The following is a 21,001-nucleotide window of genomic DNA, read 5'->3' as shown; positions in this document are numbered from 1 at the left end:
TGCCCGCGCGGCGCCACCGAGAAGGGCGCCGCGCGGACCCCGGCTCACGGGATGAGCAGCGCCGGCTCGCCCTCGGGGGTGAGCGCCGCTTCGGCGCGCGCGGCCCGGTTGGCCTCCACCAGCTTCAGCCCGGTGACGCGCAGCGGCAGCCGGTCCATGGTCCACTCGGCCAGCAGGAGCGCCACCTTGGACTGCATCTCGGTGCGCAGCCGCAGGAACGAGTCGGCCGGGTCCGCGCCGACCTCGCCCAGCAGCAGCCACCACGCCCACGCCGCGGCACCGGCGTTGGCCACGAAGTCCGGCACGACGGCCACCCCGCGCGCCGAGAGCGCCGCTTCGGCCTCCGGCGTCGTCGCCGCGTTGGCCGCCTCGATGACGACCTTGGCCTTGACCAGGTTCTCGTTGTCCGGTCGCAGCGCGTAGGAGATCGCCGCCGGCACGAAGATGTCCGAATCGGTCGAGACGACGGCGTCGCGGGGGAGCAGCTTGATCCCGGCGGGCAGCCGCTTGCGGTCCACCTCGCCGAAGCGGTCGCGCAGGTCGAGCAGCGCCGGGATGTCGAGGCCGTCGGGTGCGTAGAGCGTGCCCGCGGCGTCGGCGACCGCGACGACCTTCATGCCCGCTTCGTGCAGGTACCAGGCCGCGCCGCCGCCCATGGTGCCGATGCCCTGGATCGCGACGGTCGTCTCGCGCACGTCCCAGTCCCACGCCGACGCGACGCCGAGGCACGCCTGCGCCACGCCGTAGCCGCCGACGACGTCGCCGAGCAGCAGCCCGCCGGGCACCGGGGCGTTCAGGCCGGCCTGCACCCGCCGCAGGGTGCGCTCCGGATCGGCCGACCGGCCGATCGCGGCGTGGAACGACTGCTCCAGCCCGAGGTCGGCGAACACCGCGTCGATCAGGTGCTGCGGGACGCCGAGGTCTTCCGCGGTCACCCAGTGGGCGTCCAGCCAGGGCCGGAGGAACGAGCAGAAGCGCGTCAGGACGCCGAAGGCGCGCGGGTCCTTCGGGTCGAAGTCGATGCCGCCCTTCGCGCCGCCGACCGGCAGGTTGAAAGTCGCGGTCTTGTTGGCCATGCCCCGGGCGAGGTCCTCGACCTCGCCCATGGTGCAGCCGGCCCGCATCCGGGTGCCGCCGGTGGCGACGCCGGAGACCAGGCTGTGCACGACCAGGTAGCCGTTCGCGCCGGTGAGGGGGTCGGTCCACGACAGTCGCATCAGCGGCTCGGCGTTGCGGGGGATCATCAGGCCACTCACCTCCGGGGAAGTTGGGGCGGCCTCGTGACCGCCACCACGAGCCTGCGCCCCGGGTGGCCTTCGCGTCCATTTAACGCTACTGCACGATCTCGTTTAGGTTTGGTGCATGGAGCTTTCGTTGCATCGGCTGAAGATGCTCCGCGAGCTGCACCGCCGGGGCACCGTGACGGCTGCCGCGGCGGCCCTGCACTACACCGCTTCGGCGGTGTCGCAGCAGCTCGCGCAGCTGGAACGGGACGTCGGGGCCAAGCTGTTCGAACGGCTGGGCCGGCGGGTCCAGCTCACCGAACTGGGCAAACTGCTCACCGAGCACGCCGAGGAGATCCTCGGCTCGGTGGAGCGGGCCACGCTCGCCCTGGAGGAGGCGCAGGACGCCCGGACCGTCCGGCTGACGGCCGGGGTGTGGGCCTCGGTGGCCTCCGGCCTGCTCCCGACCGCGCTGACGACGCTGGCCGGTTCGCACCCGGGCATCGAGGTCCGGACCCGGGAGCTGGCGCCCGAGGACACCGCCGAGGCGGTCCGCGACGGCGTGCTCGACCTGTCCTTCGTCATCGACTACTCCGACGCGCCGATGCCCTGGGACGCGGGCCTGGAGCGGGCCGTCGTGGCCGTCGAACGCCTCCACGCGGCGGTGCCGCGCGGCGCGGTGCCCGCGGGCTCGGCGTCGCTGGACGACCTCGCCGAGCACCCCTGGATCCTGGCCAGCCCGAAGTCGCACTTCGGCCGGGCGATGCGCACGGCGTGCCGGCGCCACGGGTTCGCCCCGAAGATCAACCACGAGGTCGAGGAGCAGTCCACGGCGATGGCCATGGTCGGCGCCGGGCTGGGCATCACCCTCGTCTCCGACCTCGGCCTGCGCCTGCTGCGCCCGCCCGGGATCGACGTCGTGACGCTCACGACGCCGTTGCTCCGAACGGTGTCGATCGCCTACCGGCGCACCGCGTTCCGCCGTCCGGCGTTGCACCTGGTGATCGACGCCGTCCGGGCCTCGGCCGCCGAACTGGGGCTGGGCACGGAATCCGCTTTGCCCTGATCCGGGACTTCTTACGGAGTGGTGACCCTGTCCTGAAGGGCAGGATCAACCCTGTTTTTGTCGTACCCCGCGTGTAGCGTCCGATGTCGAGAAAGTTCCACCACACGGGACAGGATTGACATGACAGAAGCGTCTACGGTGCACGAATTCCCCGAGAAGTCGGGTAGTGCGTCGAACCGCACCGCGCGGGTCCTGGCGGACCGCGCGGCCGGGGAGGCGTACGTGGCATCGGTGTGCTTCAAGCACGGCCCGCCGCGCCTGACCGGCGTCGAGCTGGAGTTCACCGTGCACCACGCCGACGACCCGGCCAGACCGCTTGATCCCGATCTCCTCGCCACGGCACTGGGCCCGCACACCCCGCGGACACTGCGCCCCGACAGCCCCGCCACGCCGCTCCCGGCAGGTTCACCAGTGAGCCTCGAGCCCGGGGGCCAGGTCGAAATCTCCGCTCATCCCCAGGCCACGCTGCGCGACCTCGACGCAGTCGTCTCGGCCGATCTCCGCCACCTGGGTGAACTTCTCGCCTCCCACGGCCTCCGGTTCGGTGAATCCGGCATCGACGCGCACCGCGCGCCGCGCCGGCTGCTGGACACGCCGCGCTACGCGGCGATGGAACGCCGGTTCGCGCCGATCGGGCCCGGTGGCCTCACGATGATGTGCAGCACCGCCGGCCTGCAGGTCTGCGTCGACGCCGGGGAGGCCGAGCACCACGCGGCCCGCTGGGCGGCCGCGCACGCCATGGGCCCGCCGTTGCTCGCCCTGTTCGCCAACTCCCGCGTCCACGCCGGGCGTGACACGGGGTTCGCGTCCGCCCGCTGGCTCGCGGTGCACGACACCGAGGCCATCCGCACGCGCACGGCGCGCGTCGCGGGGGACCCGGGGGCGGCGTGGGGCGCGCGCATGATGGACACCCCGCTGATGGCGCTGCCCCGGGAAGACCGCCCGTGGGACGCGCCGGAGGGGCTGACCTTCGCCGGCTGGATCGAGGGCCGGGGCCCGGCGGCGCTGCTGCCGAAGCCCACCGAGGCGGATCTCGACTACCACCTCACGACGATGTTCACCCCCGTCCGCCCGCAGGGGTACCTGGAGATCCGGTACCTCGACGCGCAACCGCCGGACGAGTGGCTGGCGCCGGCCGCGCTGGTCACCGCGCTGCTCGCCCGGCCGTCCACAGTGGACAGGGTCCGCGACCTGTGCGAGCGGGTGGCGGACCGGTGGGCCACGGCCGCGTGCCGCGGCCTGGCCGACCCGGACCTGGCGGCCGTCGCGGCCGCGCTGGCCGACCTCGGCTGCGCCGAGCTGGGCCACACCGGGCTGACAGCGGAATCCGTAACCGAGATCTGCGAGAGCGTGCAGGGGCGCGCGTACCGATCGAGGAGCGAAGCATGACCACCACGGAGTCGAAGGACCTCGGCGCGGAGGAGCTGCGTGCCCGCGCGGCCGAGGCACTGACCCGCGCCCGGGCGCGCAGCGACGCGCTGACCGACGCGGTCGACGACGAGGACCTGATCCGCCAGCACTCCAAGCTGATGTCGCCGCTGGTCTGGGACCTGGCGCACATCGGCAGCCAGGAGGAGCTGTGGCTGGTCCGCGACGTCGGCGGCCGGGAGCCGCTGCGCCCGGACATCGACGACATCTACGACGCCTTCCAGCACGCCCGCGCCGACCGGCCGGCGCTGCCGCTGCTCAGCCCGGCCGAGGCCCGCAGCTACGTCCGCGAAGTGCGCGCGAAGGCGTTCGACGTGCTGGAGCGGGTGCCGCTGGGCGGCCGCCGGCTCACCGAACAGGCCTTCGCGTTCGGCATGGTGACCCAGCACGAGCAGCAGCACGACGAGACCATGCTGGCCACCCACCAGCTGCGCCAGGGCGACCCGGTGCTGCACGCGCCCGAGCCGCCGCCCGCGCGGTCGGGCACCCTGCCGGCCGAGGTCCTGGTGCCCGGCGGCGCGTTCACGATGGGCACGTCGGCCGAGCCGTGGGCGCTGGACAACGAGCGCCCGGCGCACGAGATCGCCGTCGACGCGTACTGGATGGACACCACGCCGGTGACTTCCGGGGCCTACGCCGGGTTCCTGGACAGCGGCGGCTACGACGACGAGCGCTGGTGGAGCCCGGCGGGCTGGGCCTACCGCACCGAAAACGGCATCACCGCGCCGCGGTTCTGGAAGCGGGAGCAGGACGGCTGGTGGCGCACCCGGTTCGGGGTCTACGAGCGGATCACGGCCGCCGAACCGGTCGTGCACGTCTCGTTCTTCGAGGCCGAGGCGTACGCGGCGTGGGCCGGGCGGCGGCTGCCGACCGAGGCCGAGTGGGAGAAGGCCGCGCGGTTCGACCCGGCGAGCGGCCGGTCGCGCCGTTTCCCGTGGGGTGACGAGGAACCGGGCGCCGAGCACGCCAACCTGGGCCAGCGGCACCTTCGTCCGGCACCCGCGGGCGCGTACCCGGCGGGCGCGTCGCCCACCGGCGTGCATCAGCTGATCGGTGACGTCTGGGAGTGGACGAGCACCGACCTGCACGGCTACCCGGGCTTCGCCGCGTTCCCGTACCAGGAGTACTCGGAGGTGTTCTTCGGGCCGGAGTACAAGGTGCTGCGCGGCGGCTCGTTCGGCACCGACGCCGCGGCGATCCGGGGCACGTTCCGCAACTGGGACTACCCGATCCGGCGGCAGATCTTCGCCGGCTTCCGCACCGCCCGCGACGCGGGCCCGGGCGAGGGTTAGGCGCCATGTGCAGGCATCTCGCTTACCTCGGCGCGCCCGTTTCGCCCGCCGAGGCGGTTTTTCGCGCGCCGCATTCGCTGCTGGTGCAGGCCTACGCGCCGGCGGACATGCGGGGCGGCGGCACCGTGAACGCCGACGGCTTCGGGCTGGGCTGGTACCTCGGCCCCGGCCACGGCGCCGACGGCGCTTTGCCCCTGCGGCACCGCCGCTCGACTCCACTGTGGACGGACGAGGCGCTGCCGCCGCTGGCCGCGGCGGTCACCACCCACGCCTTCGTCGCCGCGGCCCGCAACGGCACCACCGGCATGCCGGTGACCGAGGCGGCCGCGGCGCCGTTCACCACGGGCCGGTGGCTGTTCAGCCACAACGGCGTCGTCCGCGGCTTCCCCGACTCGCTGGCCGAACTGGCCAAGACCCTGCCGGTCACCGAACTGCTGACACTGGAGGCGCCGACGGACTCGGTCGTGCTCTGGGTCCTGCTGCGGGCCCGGCTCGCGGCCGGGGAAGACCCGCTGGCGGCGGTGGCCTGGCTGACCAGCGCCGTCGAGGCCGCCGCGCCCGGCTCCCGGCTCAACTTCCTGCTCACCGACGGCGAAACGCTGATCGGCACCACCTGGACGCACTCGCTGTCCCTGCTGGAGACCCCGGCGGGCGTGCTGCTGGCGTCCGAACCCGTCGACGGCGATCCGCGCTGGACGCCCGTCCCGGACCACCACGCCGTGCGCGCCACCGCCGCCGGCGTCGACCTGCTTCCCTTGACCCAGGAGGGCATCATCCGATGATCGAACCCGATCTCGACCACCACCGCTCCGGTGACGCCGTCACCGAGGAACTGCGCGCCGACGTCGTCGCCGGGCTCACCGCCGAGCAGAAGTGGCTGCCGCCCAAGTGGTTCTACGACGCCGAGGGCAGCGAGCTGTTCGAGAAGATCACCCAGCTGCCGGAGTACTACCCGACCCGCAGCGAGCGTGAGGTGCTGGCCGCGCACGCCGGCGACGTCGCGGAGCTGACCGGCGCGCACACCCTCGTCGAGCTCGGGTCCGGGTCGAGCGAGAAGACCCGGCTGCTGCTCGACGCCCTCACCCGGCACGGCACGCTGGCGGCGTTCGTCCCGCTCGACGTCTCCGAATCGGCGCTCGCCGACGCCGCCCGGTCGATCTCCGCGGACTACCCAGGCCTGGAGGTGCGGGGGGTCGTCGGCGACTTCACCCAGCACCTCGATCTGCTCCCCGGTGACGGGCCGCGGGTGGTCGCCTTCCTCGGCGGCACGATCGGCAACTTCCTGCCCGCCGAGCGCGCGACGTTCCTCCGGTCGGTGCGGGACGTCCTCGACGAGGGGGAGTGGCTGCTGCTCGGCACGGACCTGGTGAAGGACGCCGAGACGCTGGAGCGGGCCTACGACGACGCCGCGGGCGTCACCGCCGAGTTCGACATGAACGTGCTGCGGGTGCTCAACGCCCGGCTGGGCGCGAACTTCGACCTCGACGAGTTCGAGCACGTCTCGCACTGGGACGCCGAGCACGAGTGGGTCGAGATGCGGCTGCGCGCCCGCCGCGAACTGACCGTCGAGATACCGGGCGCCGACCTCACCGTCCGGTTCGCGGCCGGGGAGCACATCCGCACGGAGATCTCGGCCAAGTTCCGCCCCGGCGGCGTCGAGGCCGAGCTGGCCGCCGCCGGGTTCGCCCTTGACCAGTGGTGGACCGACTCCCAGCAGCGGTTCGGGGTGAGCCTGGCAAGATCTGTGCGTGGCTAATCCTCTCCGGGCGCTGGCCCGGGCCCTGGGCACGAAGCCGTGGCTGATGCGCTCGGCCGGCTTCGTCGTCTGGGCGGACAAGAAACTGCACCGGGTGTTCGGCGGCCGGGTGAGCCTCGTGGCGCTCGCCGGGCTGCCGTCCCTGCGCCTGACGACGACCGGCCGCAAGAGCGGGCTGCCCCGCAGCACGAACCTGCTCTACTTCCCGCACGGCGACGACCTCGTGCTCACCGGGTCCAACTGGGGCCGTCCGCACGACCCGGCCTGGACGCTCAACCTGCGGGCCGACCCGAAGGCCGAGGTCGCCCTCGCCGGGCGGCCGGTCGCGGTCGTCGCGCGCGAGCTGGCCGGCGCGGAGTACGCGCAAATGTGGCGTGAGCTGCTCGAGTTCTGGCCGGGGTACGCGATGGAGCAGGAGGAGGCCGCGCGGCCGTTGCCCGTTTTCGTCCTCAATCGGGTGGCTCGATAGATTCGCACCATCCTTTTGGACGGTGACGGCTTTCACCGGTTTGTGCCAGTCTCTCCCGGGTAACGCGCCGTGACGTCTCGACCGCGCGGCGAGTGCGTGACCTAGGGAGGAGACGTCTTGCGGAGATCCACAAGGGGCCGGGTGCGCTCGTTCGCGCTGGTGGGGGCACTGGTGGCCGGAATGGGACTGGCCGGCACGGCGGGCACCGCCGCCGCCGCGCCGGAAGCGGCCGTCAAGCCGGCGGTCGTCGGCGCCACGGCGCCGGTCGCCTGGGGGACCTGCTCGGCCGCGACCCTCGCCGGCGTGCCCGCGGACCAGGTGAAGTTCTACAGCTGCGCGCGCTACCGCGTGCCGATCGACCACGACAACGCGTCGCTGGGCACGATCGACATCGCCCTGCTCAAGCGCGCCGCCCGCACCCCGGACGCGCGGATCGGCTCGCTGTTCCTCAACCCCGGTGGTCCCGGTGGCTCGGGCCTGCGGATGCCGATCAGCGGCCAGTACTACTTCCAGCCGCAGGTGGTCGACCGCTTCGACCTGATCGGCTTCGACCCGCGCGGGGTCGGGCAGAGCAACCCGCTGCGCTGCTTCACCACGCAGGAGGACGCGGACGAGGTCTTCGGCGCCCAGATTGCGGTGCCGCTGAGCCGCGCCGAGATCTCCGGCACGCTCGCCAGCTACCGCGACTACGGCCAGTTCTGCAGGAACAACGCCGGTTCGCTGCTGAACCACATGTCCACGAAGGACGTCGTGCGGGACGTCGACACGCTGCGCGCGGCGGTCGGTGACCGGAAGCTGACCTACGTCGGCTTCTCCTACGGCACGCTCATCGGCTCGACCTACGCGGCGATGTTCCCGAAGCAGTCCCGCGCGATCGTCATCGACGGCAACGTCGACCCGCAGCTGCGCACCAAGGACGGCGTCGAGTACGACCGCGAGCGGGCACAGGGCTTCGAGATCGCGCTCGACGGCTTCCTCAAGCGCTGCGACCAGGTCGGCACGCAGTGCGCGTTCAGCGACGGCACGCCGCGGGCGAAGTTCGACGAGCTGCGCGAGTACCTGCGCAAGCAGCCGATCACCGTCCCCGGTGGCGGCTCGGTCGACATCAACGCGTTCACCGGTTCGGTGTCGAGCATCCTGTACTCGCCGTCGGCGTTCCCCGGCCTGGCGGAGGACCTTCAGGCGCTCTACGACACGATCCACCCGGCGGGCGCGCAGGCCCAGACCCTGCAGGCCCGGCAGCTCAAGCTGATCGTGAAGGGCAAGCAGGGCCTGGCGGACCAGAACCCGGACAGCCCGTACACCAGCGACGACTCGTACTTCGCCGTCAACTGCTCCGACAAGCCGTTCAAGATCAAGCAGGACCAGGTGCCGGACATCGCCGCCAAGTGGGAGCGCGAGTCGCGCACCTTCGGCCGCTACCAGGCCTTCGCCGACACGGCGGGCTGCCCGGTGTGGCCGGCGAAGAAGCCGGACGTCTACCGCGGTCCGTGGCAGGCGAAGACCGACGTCCCGGTCGTCGTGGTCAGCAACTACTACGACCCCGCGACGCGGTACAAGTTCGGCCAGCAGATGGCGGCCGAGCTGGGCAACTCCCGGCTGCTGTCGGTCGACGCGTTCGGCCACTGCATCCTCGGGGACGCCCTCGGCGTCGACCAGGCCGTCGCGGCGTACCTGACCGACCTCAAGGTGCCGGCGAACGGCCAGGTGTTCCAGCCGAACGTCCAGCCCTTCTGAGTGTGAGCCCGGTCCCGCGGCCCGCACCCGGGCCGCGGGACCGGCTACCCTGAGCGAGATCGATCATCGACCAGTACGGGAAGCGAGGTGAGCGGCACATGCCAGCGGACAGTCATCGGACGGCCGGGCGCGCGCTCACCGGAGGTTTCCGGCTGGGCTGAGGACGTCCGGCCGCCTCCTGTCCGGCAGTGCGCGCACGCCGGAAAAGAGCCGGATCATGACCACCTTCGAAATGCTGCTGCGCGTGGGCACCGGCGTCGGCCTCGGCGCCGTCATCGGGGTCGAGCGCCAGTTCCGCGCCCGGATGGCCGGGCTGCGCACCAACGCCCTCGTCGCGGTCGGCGCGACCTTGTTCGTCCTGCTGTCCGCCCACGGCTTCGGCGGCCTGTCCGGCAGCGGTGACGCCGACCCGACGCGGGTGGCCGCGCAGATCGTCTCCGGCATCGGGTTCCTCGGTGCCGGCGTGATCATGCGCGACGGCCTCAACGTCCGCGGCCTCAACACCGCCGCGACGCTGTGGTGCTCGGCCGCCGTGGGATCCCTTGCGGGATCGGGGTTGTACGCGGTGGCCCTGGCCGGGACGGCGGTCGTGGTCGGGGTGAACGTGGTGCTGCGCCCGCTCGGCCGCGTCGTCGACCGCCGCCCGGACTCGGGTGACGAAACCCCGGCCCGCTACGAGTTCCAGGCCGTGACCCGTGACGACTCCGAGGCCCACGTCCGCGCGTTGCTCGTACAAGCGTTGGCGCGCACGGACTTCCGCCTCTTGTCGGTGCTGAGCACGGACCGTCCGGAGGACCGTACGGTCGAGGTGCGTGCCGAGCTGGCCGCCGACCAGCGTGACGACGCGCAGATGGAGTCCGCGGTGTCCCGGCTGTCGCTGGAGCCCGCGGTGTCCAGTGTGCGCTGGGAAGCCGTGCCGGCTTAGGCGAGGAACTCCTCGAGCAGCTCGCCGAACCGGCGGGGCTGCTCGAGGTTCACCATGTGCGCGGCGCCGGGTACCCGGACCCGGCGCGCGTGCGGGGCTTCGCGCTCCAGCAGGTCGGCCACCGCGAAGATGTCCGTGGCGTCCAGGTCGCCGGTCACGACGAGCATGCGGGTGCCGATCTCCGCGACCCGGCCGATCGCGCCCAGCTCGGCACCGAGCGCCGGGGCGCCGTGGCCCGCGGCGAAGTTCCCCACCAGCATGTCCCGGCACAGGGCGCGAACGGCCGGCGCGACCTCCGCGGGCGTGCGGTGCGGGCCGTCGACCCACAGCCGCAGGACGCACTCCACCACGGCCGCGCCGTCGCCGGAGCGGGCGGCTTCGGCCGCTTGGGCCAGCAGGCCGAGGACGTACGGGTCGTGGAACTCCATCCCGCTGATCCCCGGCGAGGTCAGCACCAGCCCGGCCGGTCGATCGGGATACGCCAGCGCGAAGTCGAGGAACACGCGGCTGCCGAAGGAGCAGCCGACGAGCACCGGCCGGTCCACGTCGAGCGCGTCGAGGAGGTTCTTCAGGTCTTCGTGATGTGAGAACGCACCCGACGGATTCGGTGAGCCACCGGCGCCGCGGGCGTCGTAGCGGATCACGCGGTGGCCGCGCGCGAGACGGGTGAACTGCTCCTCCCACATCGCGCGGGTCATCCCGCCCGCGTGCAGGAAGACCACCGGCTGCCCGTGGCCGCGTTCGTCGTACGCCAGGTCACTGTGTTCCCCCATGCCCGCCACGGTACCGAAAAGGCCTCCCCGCCGGGACCGGCGAGGAGGCCTTTCTTCAAGCAGGAACCCTTACGCGTTCGTCATCTTCCGCAGCACGTACTGCAGGATGCCGCCGTTGCGGTAGTAGTCCGCCTCACCCGGGGTGTCGATGCGGACGTCCGCCTCGAACTCCACCTTCGTGCCGTCGGTGCGGGTCGCCGTGACGTGCACGGTGCGCGGCGTCGAACCCTCGTTCAGCGCCGTGATGCCCGAGATGTCGAACGTCTCGGTGCCGTCCAGCTTCAGCGACGCCGCCGACTCGCCCTGCGGGAACTGCAGCGGGATGACGCCCATGCCGATCAGGTTCGACCGGTGGATGCGCTCGAACGACTCGGTGATCACCGCGCGCACGCCCAGCAGCGAGGTGCCCTTGGCCGCCCAGTCGCGCGACGAGCCCGAGCCGTACTCCTTGCCGCCCAGCACGACCAGCGGCGTGCCCTGCGCCGCGTAGTTCTGCGCCGCGTCGTAGATGAACGCCTGCGGGGCGTCGTCCTGGGTGAAGTCGCGCGTGTAGCCACCCTGGACGTCGTCCAGCAGCTGGTTGCGCAGCCGGATGTTCGCGAAGGTGCCGCGGATCATCACCTCGTGGTTGCCGCGCCGCGAGCCGTAGGAGTTGAAGTCCTTCTTCTCCACGCCGTGCTCGGTCAGGTACTGCGCGGCCGGGGTGCCCGGCTTGATCGCGCCGGCGGGGGAGATGTGGTCGGTCGTGACCGAGTCGCCCAGCTTCGCCAGCACGCGCGCGCCGGAGATGTCGGTGACCGGCGCCGGCTCGGCCTGCATGCCCTCGAAGTACGGGGGCTTCCGGACGTAGGTGGACTCGGCGTCCCACTCGAAGGTCTTGCCTTCGGGGGTGGGCAGCGCCTTCCAGCGGTCGCCGCCGTCGAAGACGTCGGCGTAGTCCTTGGTGAACATCTCCTGCGTGATCGAGGAGTCGATGGTCTCCTGGATCTCCTGCGGCGTCGGCCAGATGTCCTTGAGGAACACGTCGGTGCCGTCGGTGGCCTGGCCCAGCGGCTGGTTCGCGAAGTCGAAGTCCATCGTCCCGGCCAGCGCGTAGGCGATGACCAGCGGCGGCGACGCCAGGTAGTTCATCTTGACGTCGGGGTTGATCCGGCCTTCGAAGTTCCGGTTGCCCGAGAGCACCGAGACCGCGGTGAGGTCGTTCTCCTGGATCGCCGCGGAGATCTCGTCCGAGAGCGGGCCGGAGTTGCCGATGCACGTGGTGCAGCCGTAGCCGACCAGGTGGTAGCCCAGCTTCTCCAGGTACGGCCAGAGCCCGGCCTTGTTGTAGTAGTCGGTGACGACCTGCGAGCCCGGCGCCATCGACGTCTTGACCCACGGCTTCACCGCGAGGCCCTTGTCCACGGCGTTGCGCGCGAGCAGCGCGGCACCGAGCATGACCGACGGGTTCGAGGTGTTGGTGCACGACGTGATCGAGGCGATCACGACGGCGCCGTGGTCGAGCACGAACTCGCCGCGGTCGGACGTGGAGACCTTGACCGGCTTGGTCGGGCGGCCCGAGGCGCCGTTCGCGGCGGAGACGATCACCGGCGCGGCGTCGTCCTCGGCGAACGACAGCGACGGCGCGTCGCTGGCCGGGAAGGACTCTTCCGAGGCTTCGTCGACCTTGGTGTGCGGGGTGGTGTCCTCACCGTCGACGTAGTCGTGCACCGACTTGCGGAACGACGACTTCGCGTCGGTCAGCTCGATGCGGTCCTGCGGGCGCTTCGGGCCGGCGATCGACGGGACGACCGTCGAGAGGTCCAGCTCGATGTACTCGGAGAACTGCGGCTCGTGCGACGCGTCGTGCCAGAGGCCCTGCTCCTTGGCGTACGCCTCGACGAGGGCGACCTGCTCGGCCGAGCGGCCGGTCAGCTTGAGGTAGCGGACGGTCTCCTCGTCGATCGGGAAGATCGCCGCGGTGGAGCCGAACTCCGGGCTCATGTTGCCGATGGTGGCGCGGTTGGCCAGCGGCACCGCGCTCACGCCGTCGCCGTAGAACTCGACGAACTTGGAGACCACGCCGTGGCGGCGCAGCATCTCGGTGATGGTCAGCACGACGTCGGTCGCGGTGACGCCGGTGGGGATCTCGCCGGTCAGCTTGAAGCCGACGACGCGCGGGATCAGCATCGAGACCGGCTGGCCCAGCATGGCGGCCTCGGCCTCGATGCCGCCGACGCCCCAGCCCAGCACGCCCAGGCCGTTGACCATGGTGGTGTGCGAGTCGGTGCCGACGCAGGAGTCGGGGTAGGCCTGCCCGTTGCGGGACATCACGGTGCGGGCGAGGTGCTCGATGTTGACCTGGTGCACGATGCCGGTGCCCGGCGGGACGACCTTGAACTCGTCGAAGGCGCCCTGGCCCCAGCGCAGGAACTGGTAGCGCTCGCGGTTGCGCTCGTACTCGATCTCGACGTTGCGCTCGAAGGCGTCGGGGGTGCCGAAGACGTCGATGATCACCGAGTGGTCGATGACCAGCTCGGCCGGGGCGAGCGGGTTCACCTTGTCGGGGTCGCCGCCGAGGTCCGTGACCGCTTCGCGCATGGTGGCGAGGTCGACGACGCAGGGGACGCCGGTGAAGTCCTGCATGATCACGCGGGCGGGCGTGAACTGGATCTCGATGGAGGGGTCGGCGTTCGGGTCCCACGAGCCCAGCGCGCGGATGTGGTCGGCGGTGATGTTCGCGCCGTCCTCGGTGCGCAGCAGGTTCTCGAGCAGGATCTTCAGGCTGTACGGCAGGCGCTCGGCGCCCTCGACCTTGTTCAGGCGGAACACCTCGTACGAGGCGTCGCCGACCTTCAGCGTGTCTTTGGCGCCGAAGCTGTCCTTGCTGGCAGGTGCGGTCACGTCTAACTCCAGTGGCATGGACTTCCGCGCCGGTGCGGCGGTCGAGTCCCGGGTCAGGTTCGGTCAGTTCGGGTGTCGTGCAGTCCGCACGAGGCGGACGCGAGTCTTGCGCACCCCCACCGTAGGACCGGCTCCGGGATGGCACACCTCGCGGTGCCTCAAACAGTACGCGTGTCCTGTTTGGGGTTCAAGACGACACGCGGTGTGGGCTGCGCCATCCGCACGAGGGGTCCCTCGATAAGGGGAATTGGTGCCTACGGTGTGTAAGTTTCCGCTGAGGCTTGTGATAGTGGTGTGACTGCAGTGACGCGCGATGTGCGCAGGTGAGCGGAGGTGGCGGTCGTGCCGGAACGGCGCAGGGGCTGGTGTGTGCCGAGCGGGCGCCGTGGACTGACCGTGAGCACCCTGGCTCTGGTGATCTTGTTCGGCGCGGGCGGCACGGGCCTCGCGGCGCCCCCGCCGCCGCCCAACCCCAGCGACTCGGACCTCAACTCCAGCAAGGCCCAGGCGAACGCCAAGGCTGGCGAGGTCGGCCGGCTGACCAACCAGCTGGCCCAGGCCGAGCAGAAGCTGTCGCAGCTGCAGGACGACGTCGAGCTGAAGCAGGAAGAAGCCAACAAGGCCCTGGTCGACCTGCAGACCGCCCAGGACGCGGCGGCGCAGGCCGAGAACGACGCGAAGGCCGCCCGGACCGAGGCGGACGCGGCGGCCGGGGCGATCGAGAAGGCGCGCGACGAGCTCAAGTCGTTCGCCGCCGCCAGCTTCCAGCAGGGCAGCACGGTCGGCTCGCTCTCGGCGTACCTGAGCGCCGACAGCCCGAAGGACATGCTGGCCCGCGCGCAGCTGCTCGACGCCGTCGGAGGCGACCGGCTCAACGCCCTCGACCGGCTCCAGCAGGCGCAGACCGAGAAGTCGAACAAGGACTCCGCGGCCCGCAAGGCCGCCGAGATCGCCCAGCAGAAGCAGGACGCCGCGCGCCAGGCGAAGAACGGCGCCGACGCCGCGCAGAACGCCGCCGTCAGCGCGCAGGACAACCAGCAGACGCAGAACTCGGCCCTCGAAGCCAACAAGTCGAGCGTCGAGCAGCAGCTCTACACCGCGCAGGCCAAGGTCAACGGCCTGCAGGGGCAGCGCCAGCGCTACCAGGACTGGCTCGCGCAGAAGCAGCGCGAGGACGACGAGCGCGCCCGGCAGGCCGCGCTCGCGTCGTCCGGCGGTGGCGGCGGTGGCCGTCCGTCCGCCGGGTCCCGCCCGTCGGCCCCGGCCGGCGCGTCGATCGAGGCCGTGATCGCCCGGGCGCTGTCCAAGCTCGGCATGCCCTACGCCTGGGGCGGCGGCAACGCGAGCGGTCCGACCCGCGGCATCCGCGACGGCGGCGTCGCCGACCGCTACGGCGACTACAACAAGATCGGCTTCGACTGCTCCGGCCTGATGATCTACGCCTTCGCCGGGGTCCGGTCGCTGTCGCACTACAGCGGCTACCAGTACACGTCCGGCCGCCGGGTCCCGCTGTCGCAGATGCGCCGCGGCGACATGCTGTTCTACGGCGGCGCGGGCGGCATCCACCACGTCGCGCTCTACCTCGGCGGCGGCCAGATGGTCGAGGCCCCGCAGTCCGGGCTCCGCGTCCGGATCGCCCCGGTGCGCTACGGCGGGATCATGCCGTACGCGACGCGCCTGGTCGGCTGAGTCAGGCGTCGCGCTTCAGCTTGCGCCAGCCGCCGGCCCGGTTGTTCGCGATGATCTGCCGGAACATCGCGGTGAGGGCGGGCGCGTTGATCGGCTCGCCGCGGCGGAACGCGACCGTCCGCGCGGTCTTGTTGCCGTGCCCGGCGGTGATGATGCCGTCCGGGTCGGGCACGATGCCGCCGTCGTAGACGAAGACGTTGACGTGGTCCTTCGCCGCGAGCAGCGCACAGATGTTGCCGTCCAGCACGAAGTACGGCTGCCGGGTGCGCTTGATCGTCTCGGTCACCTCGGGATCGGCCGCGTGGACGAGCTCGCGGACCTCCCGGCAGATCGCCTGCTGCCACTCGGGCAGGGCGTCGATGTAGGCGTCGACGCGCGGTTCGACGGTGTAGGTCATCCGTGGAGTATCACCGAAACCCGCTCGGCGGCTCGACCGGTGGTCTCGCCCGTCCGAACGGCTGCTCTACGGCGACGGATTCCCGGCGCCGGCCGCTCGGCGAACGGCTGCGGCAGTACGTCGGGGACTACCGCGGTGTGCTGGGCTTCTCCTACCTCGTGCCGGGCCGCTAGGGTCCCGGGGTGCGGTACGCGGGGATCGTGGTGGCCGGCGGGTCGGCCCGCAGACTGTCCGGTGTGGACAAGCCGGCCCTGAACGTGGGCGGAAAGTCGTTGCTGACCCGCGCCATCCACGCCCTCGAGGGCGCCGAACGGGTGATCGCGGTCGGCCCGCGACGGCCCGGTTTCGACGTCGTGTGGACCCGCGAGCCCGTGCCGGGCACCGGGCCGGTGGCCGCGGTCGCCGCCGGGCTCCTCTTCGTGCCCGAGGACGTCGAAGCGGTCGCCGTGCTCGCCGCCGACCTGCCCGGCGTCCGCCGGTCCACAGTGGACCGCCTGGTGGCCGCGGTCGGCGGCGCCGGCGGTGCCGATGGTGCGGTCCTGGTCGACGCGGCGGGTGCCCGCCAGTGGCTGCTCGGCGTCTGGCGGGTGCCGGCGCTGCGGGCCGCGCTGCCCGAGCACCCGGAGAACGCGGCCCTGCGCCGGACGCTCGGCGCGCTGGACATCGTGGACGTCCCGGCCGAGCCGGGGGAGGCCGACGACATCGACACCCCCGAGGACCTGGACCGGTTGTCCTGAGCCGGTGCTTCACAGATGTCACACCGGGCACCGTGTTGGCTACCTTCACGGGCCTGCCCGTGCGTCCGCGTGCCGGACGGACGGACGACCGGGGGACGCAGTACGGTCGCACCGCGTGATCAACGTCGCGGGGGCGGCGCACGGACTCAACAAGGAGGCAGAGTGACCGAGCCCGGCTACGCCGAGGGCGGGAACGGGCAGCAGCCCGCCACGCCGGCGCGGGACGCCCAGTTGCTGGAGCGGACCGTGTTCGAGGTCAAGCGGATCATCGTCGGCCAGGACCGCCTGGTCGAGCGGATGCTGGTCGGCTTGCTGGCCAAGGGCCACCTGCTGCTCGAAGGCGTGCCCGGTGTCGCGAAGACGCTGGCCGTCGAGACGTTCGCGCGGGTCGTCGGGGGCTCGTTTTCGCGCGTGCAGTTCACCCCGGACCTGGTGCCGGCCGACATCCTCGGCACCCGGATCTACCGCCAGGGCGCCGAGCGGTTCGACGTCGAGCTCGGCCCGGTCGTGGCCAACTTCGTGCTCGCCGACGAGATCAACCGTGCGCCGGCGAAGGTGCAGTCGGCGATGCTCGAGGTGATGGCCGAGCGGCACGTGTCCATCGGCGGGCAGACGTTCCCGATGCCGGACCCGTTCCTCGTGCTCGCCACGCAGAACCCGATCGAGAACGAGGGCGTGTACCCGCTGCCGGAAGCGCAGCGTGACCGGTTCCTGTTCAAGATCCTCGTCGAGTACCCCTCCGCCGAGGAGGAGCGCGAGATCATCTACCGGATGGGCGTCACGCCGCCCACCCCGCACGAGGTGCTCAGCCCCGGCGAGCTCGTCCGCCTCCAGGGCGTCGCCGCGCAGGTCTTCGTGCACCACGCGCTGGTCGACTACGTCGTGCGGCTCGTGCTGACCACCCGCACGCCGAACGACCACGGCCTCGCCGACGTCGCCGGCTGGGTGTCCTACGGCGCCTCGCCGCGCGCCAGCCTCGGCATCATCGCCGCCTCGCGGGCGCTGGCCCTGGTCCGCGGCCGCGACTACGTGCTGCCCCAAGACGTCGTCGACGTCGTGCCGGACGTGCTGCGCCACCGGCTCGTGCTGTCCTACGACGCCCTCGCCGACGGCGTCCCCATCGACCACATCATCACCCGCGTGCTGCAGACCGTGCCGTTGCCGCAGGTCTCGGCCCGGCCGCAGGGCGGGGCCGGCCAAGGCGGCCCGGTCCCGGCGGGCGCGCCGGTCAGGTAACCCGGCGATGGCGAAGAACGAGAAGGGCGAGCGCCCTTCGTGGGCCCCGCCGGTCCTGCGCGGCGACCGGCTGGAGGCCGGGCTCCGCACGCTGGAGCTCGACGTCCGCCGCCGGCTCGACGGCCTGCTGCAGGGCAACCACCTCGGCCTGGTGCCGGGGCCGGGGTCCGAGCCCGGCGAGGCGCGGCCGTACCAGCCCGGCGACGACGTGCGCCGGATGGACTGGGCCGTCACCGCCCGCACCACCACCCCGCACATCCGCGAGACGGTGGCCGACCGCGAGCTGGAGACCTGGGTGGTCGCCGACCTGTCGGCGAGCCTCGACTTCGGCACGGCGCTGTGCGAGAAGCGGGACCTGGTGGTCTGCGCGGTCGCGGCGGTCGCGCACCTGACCGGGGGCGGCGGCAACCGGATCGGCGCCCTGCTGTCCACCGGCGCCGAGACCACCCGCGTCCCCGCCCGCGGCGGCCTCGCGCACGCCCGCGGGCTGGTCCGCAAGATCGCCGCGACGCCGCGCGCGCCCGAAGGCACCCGGGGTGACTTCGCCGACGCCCTGGAGGCGTTGCGCCGGCCGCCGCGCCGCCGGGGCCTGGCCGTGGTGATCTCCGACTTCCTGGGCGAGCCCACCTGGGAGCGGCCGCTGCGGGCGCTCGGCGGGCGCCACGAACTGATCGCGATCGAAGTCCTCGACCCGCGCGACATCGACCTGCCCGAGGTGGGCACCGTCGTGCTGGCCGACCCGGAGACAGGGAAACAGCGCGAAGTGCACGCTTCGGCCTTGCTGCGCAAGGAGTTCGGGGCCGCGGCCCACGCCCACCGGCAGACGGTGGCGGCCGGCCTGCGGCGCGCGGGTGCGGCGCACCTGACGCTGCGCACCGACGCCGACTGGATCGCCGACATGGTCCGGTTCGTCGTCGCCCGCAAGCGGCGCTGGTCCGGGGGTGTCGCGTGAGCTTGACGGGGTTCACCGCGCCGTGGTGGTTCCTGCTGCTGATCGCCGTGGCCGCGGTCGCCGTCGGGTACGTCCTGGCCCAGCGGGCGCGCCGGAAGCGGACCATGCGGTTCGCGAACCTGGAGCTGCTGGAGAAGGTCGCGCCGAAGAGCCAGGGCTGGGTCCGGCACGTGCCGGCGGTGCTGATCGTGCTGTCGCTGCTGCTGCTGACCGTGGCGCTGGCCGGGCCGACCGCCGAGCAGAAGGTGCCGCGCAACCGGGCGACCGTGATGCTGGTGATCGACGTGTCGCTGTCGATGGAGGCCACCGACGTCGCGCCGACGCGGCTGAAGGCGGCCCAGGACGCGGCGACGCAGTTCGCGCAGAACATGACCCCCGGGATCAACCTGGGGCTGATCTCCTTCGCGGGCACCGCGACGGTGCTGGTCAACCCGACCACGGACCGCAACGGCGTCATCAAGGCGATCGACAACCTGAAGCTGGCGCAGTCCACGGCCACCGGTGAAGGCATCTTCGCGGCCCTGCAGTCGGTGGAGAGCTTCTCCAGCGTCGTGGGCGGGGCCGACGGCCCGCCGCCGGCGCGCATAGTGCTGATGTCCGACGGCAAGCAGACCGTCCCGGAGGACCTGTACGCGGCCCGCGGCGGCTACACCGCGGCGCAGGCGGCGAAGCAGGCCGGCGTGCCGATCTCGTCGATCTCCTTCGGCACCACGCACGGCTCGGTCGACATCGAGGGCAAGGCCCAGCCGGTGAGCGTCGACGACGAGTCGCTGCGCGAGATCGCGCGGCTGTCCGGCGGCGAGTTCTACAAGGCGGCCAGCGCGGAAGAGCTGAAGAAGGTCTACGGCGACCTCGGCGAGCAGATCGGCTACGAGATCAAGGACGCCGACGCGAGCAAGCCGTGGCTGGTCGTCGGGACGCTGATCCTGATGCTGGGCGCCGCGGCGAGCCTGTTCTACGGCCAGCGGCTCCCGTAGCCGCTCACCCTTCTCGGCGGACGCCGTACAGACTGCCGCCGAGGAGGGTGACGCCGGAGAGCGTGCCGCTGACGAACGGGACCCACGGCAGCGCCGCCGTCCCGAGCAGGACCAGGCCCACGACGCCGAGCACCGTCAGGACCGCGCCGACGACGAGGATCGAGCGCGTCTTCCACGCCGAGGCCAGCGCCACGAAGTGCAGCCCGACGATCGTGGCGATCCACGCGACGTTGGCCTGCACCGGCGCGTCGAGCAGGCTCAGCACGAAGAACCCGGCGATCAGCAGCACCACTTCGCCGATGACGATCACCCGGTAGCTCGGCCCGAACATCGGCCGGTCCGCCAGCGTCGGGCGCTCGCCCGCGCGGAACCCGACGACCACCACGGCGGCCAGCGCGACGACGGCGAGGCCGCGCAGGATCCAGCCGGCCACGGCCGGCAGCGGGTCGCCGGAGTTGACCAGGACGAACACGGCACCGAACGCGGCGCCGATGAGCGCCCCCAGGAATTGCTGTCGCACCGGGCGAACCTACCGGACGCCGGTCAGGCCTCCGGAACGGCGAACCCGTTCTGCCGCCAGGCCTCGTAGATCGCGATCGCCGCGGTGTTGGCGAGGTTGAGCGAGCGGCTGGTCGGCAGCATCGGCAGCCGCACCCGGTCGGTCACCTCGGGCGCCTGCTGGACGTCGGCGGGCAGCCCGACCGACTCCGGCCCGAACAGCAGGACGTCGCCGGGGGTGTAGGCGACGTCGGTGTGCAGCCGGGTGGCCGACGCGCTGAACGCGTAGACGTTCGCCGGCAACAGTGCCCGCCACGCCGCGCCGAGGTCCGCGTGCACCCGGACCCGCGCGAGGTCGTGGTAGTCGAGCCCGGCGCGGCGCAGCTGCTTGTCCTCCAGGGTGAACCCGAGCGGCTCGACCAGGTGCAGCTCGCAGCCGGTGTTGGCCGCGAGGCGGATCGCGTTGCCCGTGTTGGGCGGGATTTCGGGGTGGTAGAACAGAACGCGGAACACCGGCTCAGCCCTCGGCCAGGAACGCGGCGTACTGCTTGCGGACGGCGTCCGGCGGCGCGGCCGGGCGGATCGTCGCCGGGTCGACGAACACGTACCGCAGGGTCGCCTCGCTGATCAGCGCGCCGCCGCGGCGGATCTCGAAGTCGTGGACCATCGACGTCGTCCCCAGGCGGACGATGAACTGCGACACGACCAGTTCCTCGTCGTAGCGCGCCGGCGCGCGGAACTTCAGGTTCGCCTCCGCGACCACGACGTCCGTGCGGTGCGCGAGGAACTCGTCGTGGGAGCCGAAGAGGGCCTTCTCCGCCTCGAACGCGCACATGTCCACATAGGCCATGTAGTGGGCGTTGAACACGATGCCTTGGCCGTCGCATTCGTGGTAGCGCACGCGCAGCGGCATTGCGACGATCGGCCGGCGGGGTTCGGTCACCGCGCCAATCTAGCGAGCGG

21 protein-coding genes are annotated in these 21,001 nt (G+C 72.1%); 14 read left to right on the top strand and 7 right to left on the bottom strand.

Going from position 1 to position 21,001, the window contains the following annotated elements; all coding sequences use genetic code 11:
* Positions 1-44 precede the first annotated feature (44 nt).
* Positions 45-1,244 (bottom strand): Glu/Leu/Phe/Val dehydrogenase dimerization domain-containing protein, encoded by a 1,200-nt coding sequence (locus MUY22_RS37695; RefSeq protein WP_247051950.1) that lies wholly within the window; start codon positions 1,242-1,244, stop codon positions 45-47.
* 118 nt (positions 1,245-1,362) lie between these two features.
* Between MUY22_RS37695 and MUY22_RS37690 the strand changes: the two genes are divergently transcribed.
* From MUY22_RS37690 to MUY22_RS37655, 8 genes are all read left to right on the top strand, one after another.
* On the top strand, positions 1,363-2,289 hold the full coding sequence (locus MUY22_RS37690) for a LysR family transcriptional regulator (protein ID WP_247051949.1): 927 nt from the start codon (positions 1,363-1,365) through the stop codon (positions 2,287-2,289).
* 120 nt (positions 2,290-2,409) lie between these two features.
* Positions 2,410-3,678 (top strand): glutamate-cysteine ligase family protein, encoded by a 1,269-nt coding sequence (locus MUY22_RS37685; RefSeq protein ID WP_247051948.1) that lies wholly within the window; start codon positions 2,410-2,412, stop codon positions 3,676-3,678.
* Entirely contained in the window at positions 3,675-5,009 is a 1,335-nt protein-coding gene (egtB, locus tag MUY22_RS37680) for an ergothioneine biosynthesis protein EgtB (RefSeq protein WP_247051947.1), read from the top strand. Before MUY22_RS37685 ends, egtB begins: the two co-directional genes overlap by 4 nt.
* 5 nt (positions 5,010-5,014) lie before the next feature.
* Positions 5,015-5,791, top strand: coding sequence for an ergothioneine biosynthesis protein EgtC (egtC, locus tag MUY22_RS37675; protein WP_247051946.1), 777 nt, complete (start codon positions 5,015-5,017; stop codon positions 5,789-5,791).
* On the top strand, positions 5,788-6,765 hold the full coding sequence (gene egtD, locus MUY22_RS37670) for an L-histidine N(alpha)-methyltransferase (RefSeq protein ID WP_247051945.1): 978 nt from the start codon (positions 5,788-5,790) through the stop codon (positions 6,763-6,765). The genes egtC and egtD overlap by 4 nt, the downstream gene beginning before the upstream one ends.
* A 46-nt stretch (positions 6,766-6,811) precedes the next feature.
* On the top strand, positions 6,812-7,234 hold the full coding sequence (locus tag MUY22_RS37665; RefSeq protein ID WP_247064313.1) for a nitroreductase family deazaflavin-dependent oxidoreductase: 423 nt from the start codon (positions 6,812-6,814) through the stop codon (positions 7,232-7,234).
* A gap of 141 nt (positions 7,235-7,375) precedes the next feature.
* A complete protein-coding gene (locus tag MUY22_RS37660; protein WP_247064311.1) occupies positions 7,376-8,971 on the top strand; it encodes an alpha/beta hydrolase in 1,596 nt (531 codons plus the stop codon).
* A 217-nt stretch (positions 8,972-9,188) separates the two neighbouring features.
* Positions 9,189-9,896, top strand: a complete 708-nt coding sequence (locus MUY22_RS37655) for an MgtC/SapB family protein (protein WP_247051944.1) — start codon at positions 9,189-9,191, stop codon at positions 9,894-9,896.
* Here the strand turns inward: MUY22_RS37655 and MUY22_RS37650 are convergent.
* Both MUY22_RS37650 and MUY22_RS37645 read right to left on the bottom strand, forming a co-directional pair.
* Positions 9,893-10,669 carry an alpha/beta fold hydrolase gene (locus tag MUY22_RS37650; protein ID WP_247051943.1) on the bottom strand — a complete coding sequence of 259 codons (777 nt, stop codon included), beginning with the start codon at positions 10,667-10,669 and terminating at the stop codon, positions 9,893-9,895. The genes MUY22_RS37655 and MUY22_RS37650 overlap by 4 nt on opposite strands.
* Positions 10,670-10,738: 69 nt before the next feature.
* A complete protein-coding gene (locus tag MUY22_RS37645) occupies positions 10,739-13,570 on the bottom strand; it encodes an aconitate hydratase (protein WP_247051942.1) in 2,832 nt (943 codons plus the stop codon).
* Between the two features lie 351 nt (positions 13,571-13,921).
* On the opposite strand from MUY22_RS37645, the gene MUY22_RS37640 reads away from it, so the two are divergent.
* Complete coding sequence (locus MUY22_RS37640; RefSeq protein ID WP_247064309.1) at positions 13,922-15,241, top strand: NlpC/P60 family protein; 1,320 nt, start codon at positions 13,922-13,924, stop codon at positions 15,239-15,241.
* A gap of 1 nt (position 15,242) precedes the next feature.
* Here MUY22_RS37640 and MUY22_RS37635 read toward each other — a convergent pair whose 3' ends face one another.
* Entirely contained in the window at positions 15,243-15,638 is a 396-nt protein-coding gene (locus MUY22_RS37635) for a DUF1801 domain-containing protein (protein WP_247051941.1), read from the bottom strand.
* 2 nt (positions 15,639-15,640) lie between these two features.
* Between MUY22_RS37635 and MUY22_RS37630 the strand changes: the two genes are divergently transcribed.
* From MUY22_RS37630 to MUY22_RS37610, 5 genes are all read left to right on the top strand, one after another.
* Complete coding sequence (locus tag MUY22_RS37630) at positions 15,641-15,811, top strand: hypothetical protein (protein ID WP_247051940.1); 171 nt, start codon at positions 15,641-15,643, stop codon at positions 15,809-15,811.
* Positions 15,812-15,820: 9 nt separating this feature from the next.
* Positions 15,821-16,375, top strand: a complete 555-nt coding sequence (locus MUY22_RS37625) for a molybdenum cofactor guanylyltransferase (protein ID WP_247051939.1) — start codon at positions 15,821-15,823, stop codon at positions 16,373-16,375.
* Between the two features lie 162 nt (positions 16,376-16,537).
* Positions 16,538-17,611 carry a MoxR family ATPase gene (locus MUY22_RS37620; protein ID WP_247051938.1) on the top strand — a complete coding sequence of 358 codons (1,074 nt, stop codon included), beginning with the start codon at positions 16,538-16,540 and terminating at the stop codon, positions 17,609-17,611.
* A 7-nt stretch (positions 17,612-17,618) separates the two neighbouring features.
* Positions 17,619-18,563 carry a DUF58 domain-containing protein gene (locus tag MUY22_RS37615; protein ID WP_247051937.1) on the top strand — a complete coding sequence of 315 codons (945 nt, stop codon included), beginning with the start codon at positions 17,619-17,621 and terminating at the stop codon, positions 18,561-18,563.
* On the top strand, positions 18,560-19,540 hold the full coding sequence (locus MUY22_RS37610; protein WP_247051936.1) for a VWA domain-containing protein: 981 nt from the start codon (positions 18,560-18,562) through the stop codon (positions 19,538-19,540). The genes MUY22_RS37615 and MUY22_RS37610 overlap by 4 nt, the downstream gene beginning before the upstream one ends.
* Before the next feature lie 4 nt (positions 19,541-19,544).
* Here the strand turns inward: MUY22_RS37610 and MUY22_RS37605 are convergent, their stop codons facing one another.
* Genes MUY22_RS37605 through MUY22_RS37595 form a run of 3 tightly spaced genes read right to left on the bottom strand, consistent with a single transcriptional unit; the run spans position 19,545 to position 20,981 of the window.
* Entirely contained in the window at positions 19,545-20,060 is a 516-nt protein-coding gene (locus MUY22_RS37605) for a hypothetical protein (RefSeq protein WP_247051935.1), read from the bottom strand.
* Between the two features lie 23 nt (positions 20,061-20,083).
* Positions 20,084-20,551 (bottom strand): tRNA (cytidine(34)-2'-O)-methyltransferase, encoded by a 468-nt coding sequence (locus MUY22_RS37600; RefSeq protein WP_247051934.1) that lies wholly within the window; start codon positions 20,549-20,551, stop codon positions 20,084-20,086.
* Positions 20,552-20,555: 4 nt separating this feature from the next.
* Positions 20,556-20,981 carry a thioesterase family protein gene (locus tag MUY22_RS37595; RefSeq protein WP_247051933.1) on the bottom strand — a complete coding sequence of 142 codons (426 nt, stop codon included), beginning with the start codon at positions 20,979-20,981 and terminating at the stop codon, positions 20,556-20,558.
* Positions 20,982-21,001 lie beyond the last annotated feature (20 nt).

This window comes from Amycolatopsis sp. WQ 127309, assembly GCF_023023025.1.
Taxonomy (GTDB): Bacteria; Actinomycetota; Actinomycetes; order Mycobacteriales; family Pseudonocardiaceae; genus Amycolatopsis.
Note: the sequence above shows the minus strand (reverse complement) of the source record. Positions and strands in the feature narration are given on the sequence as shown.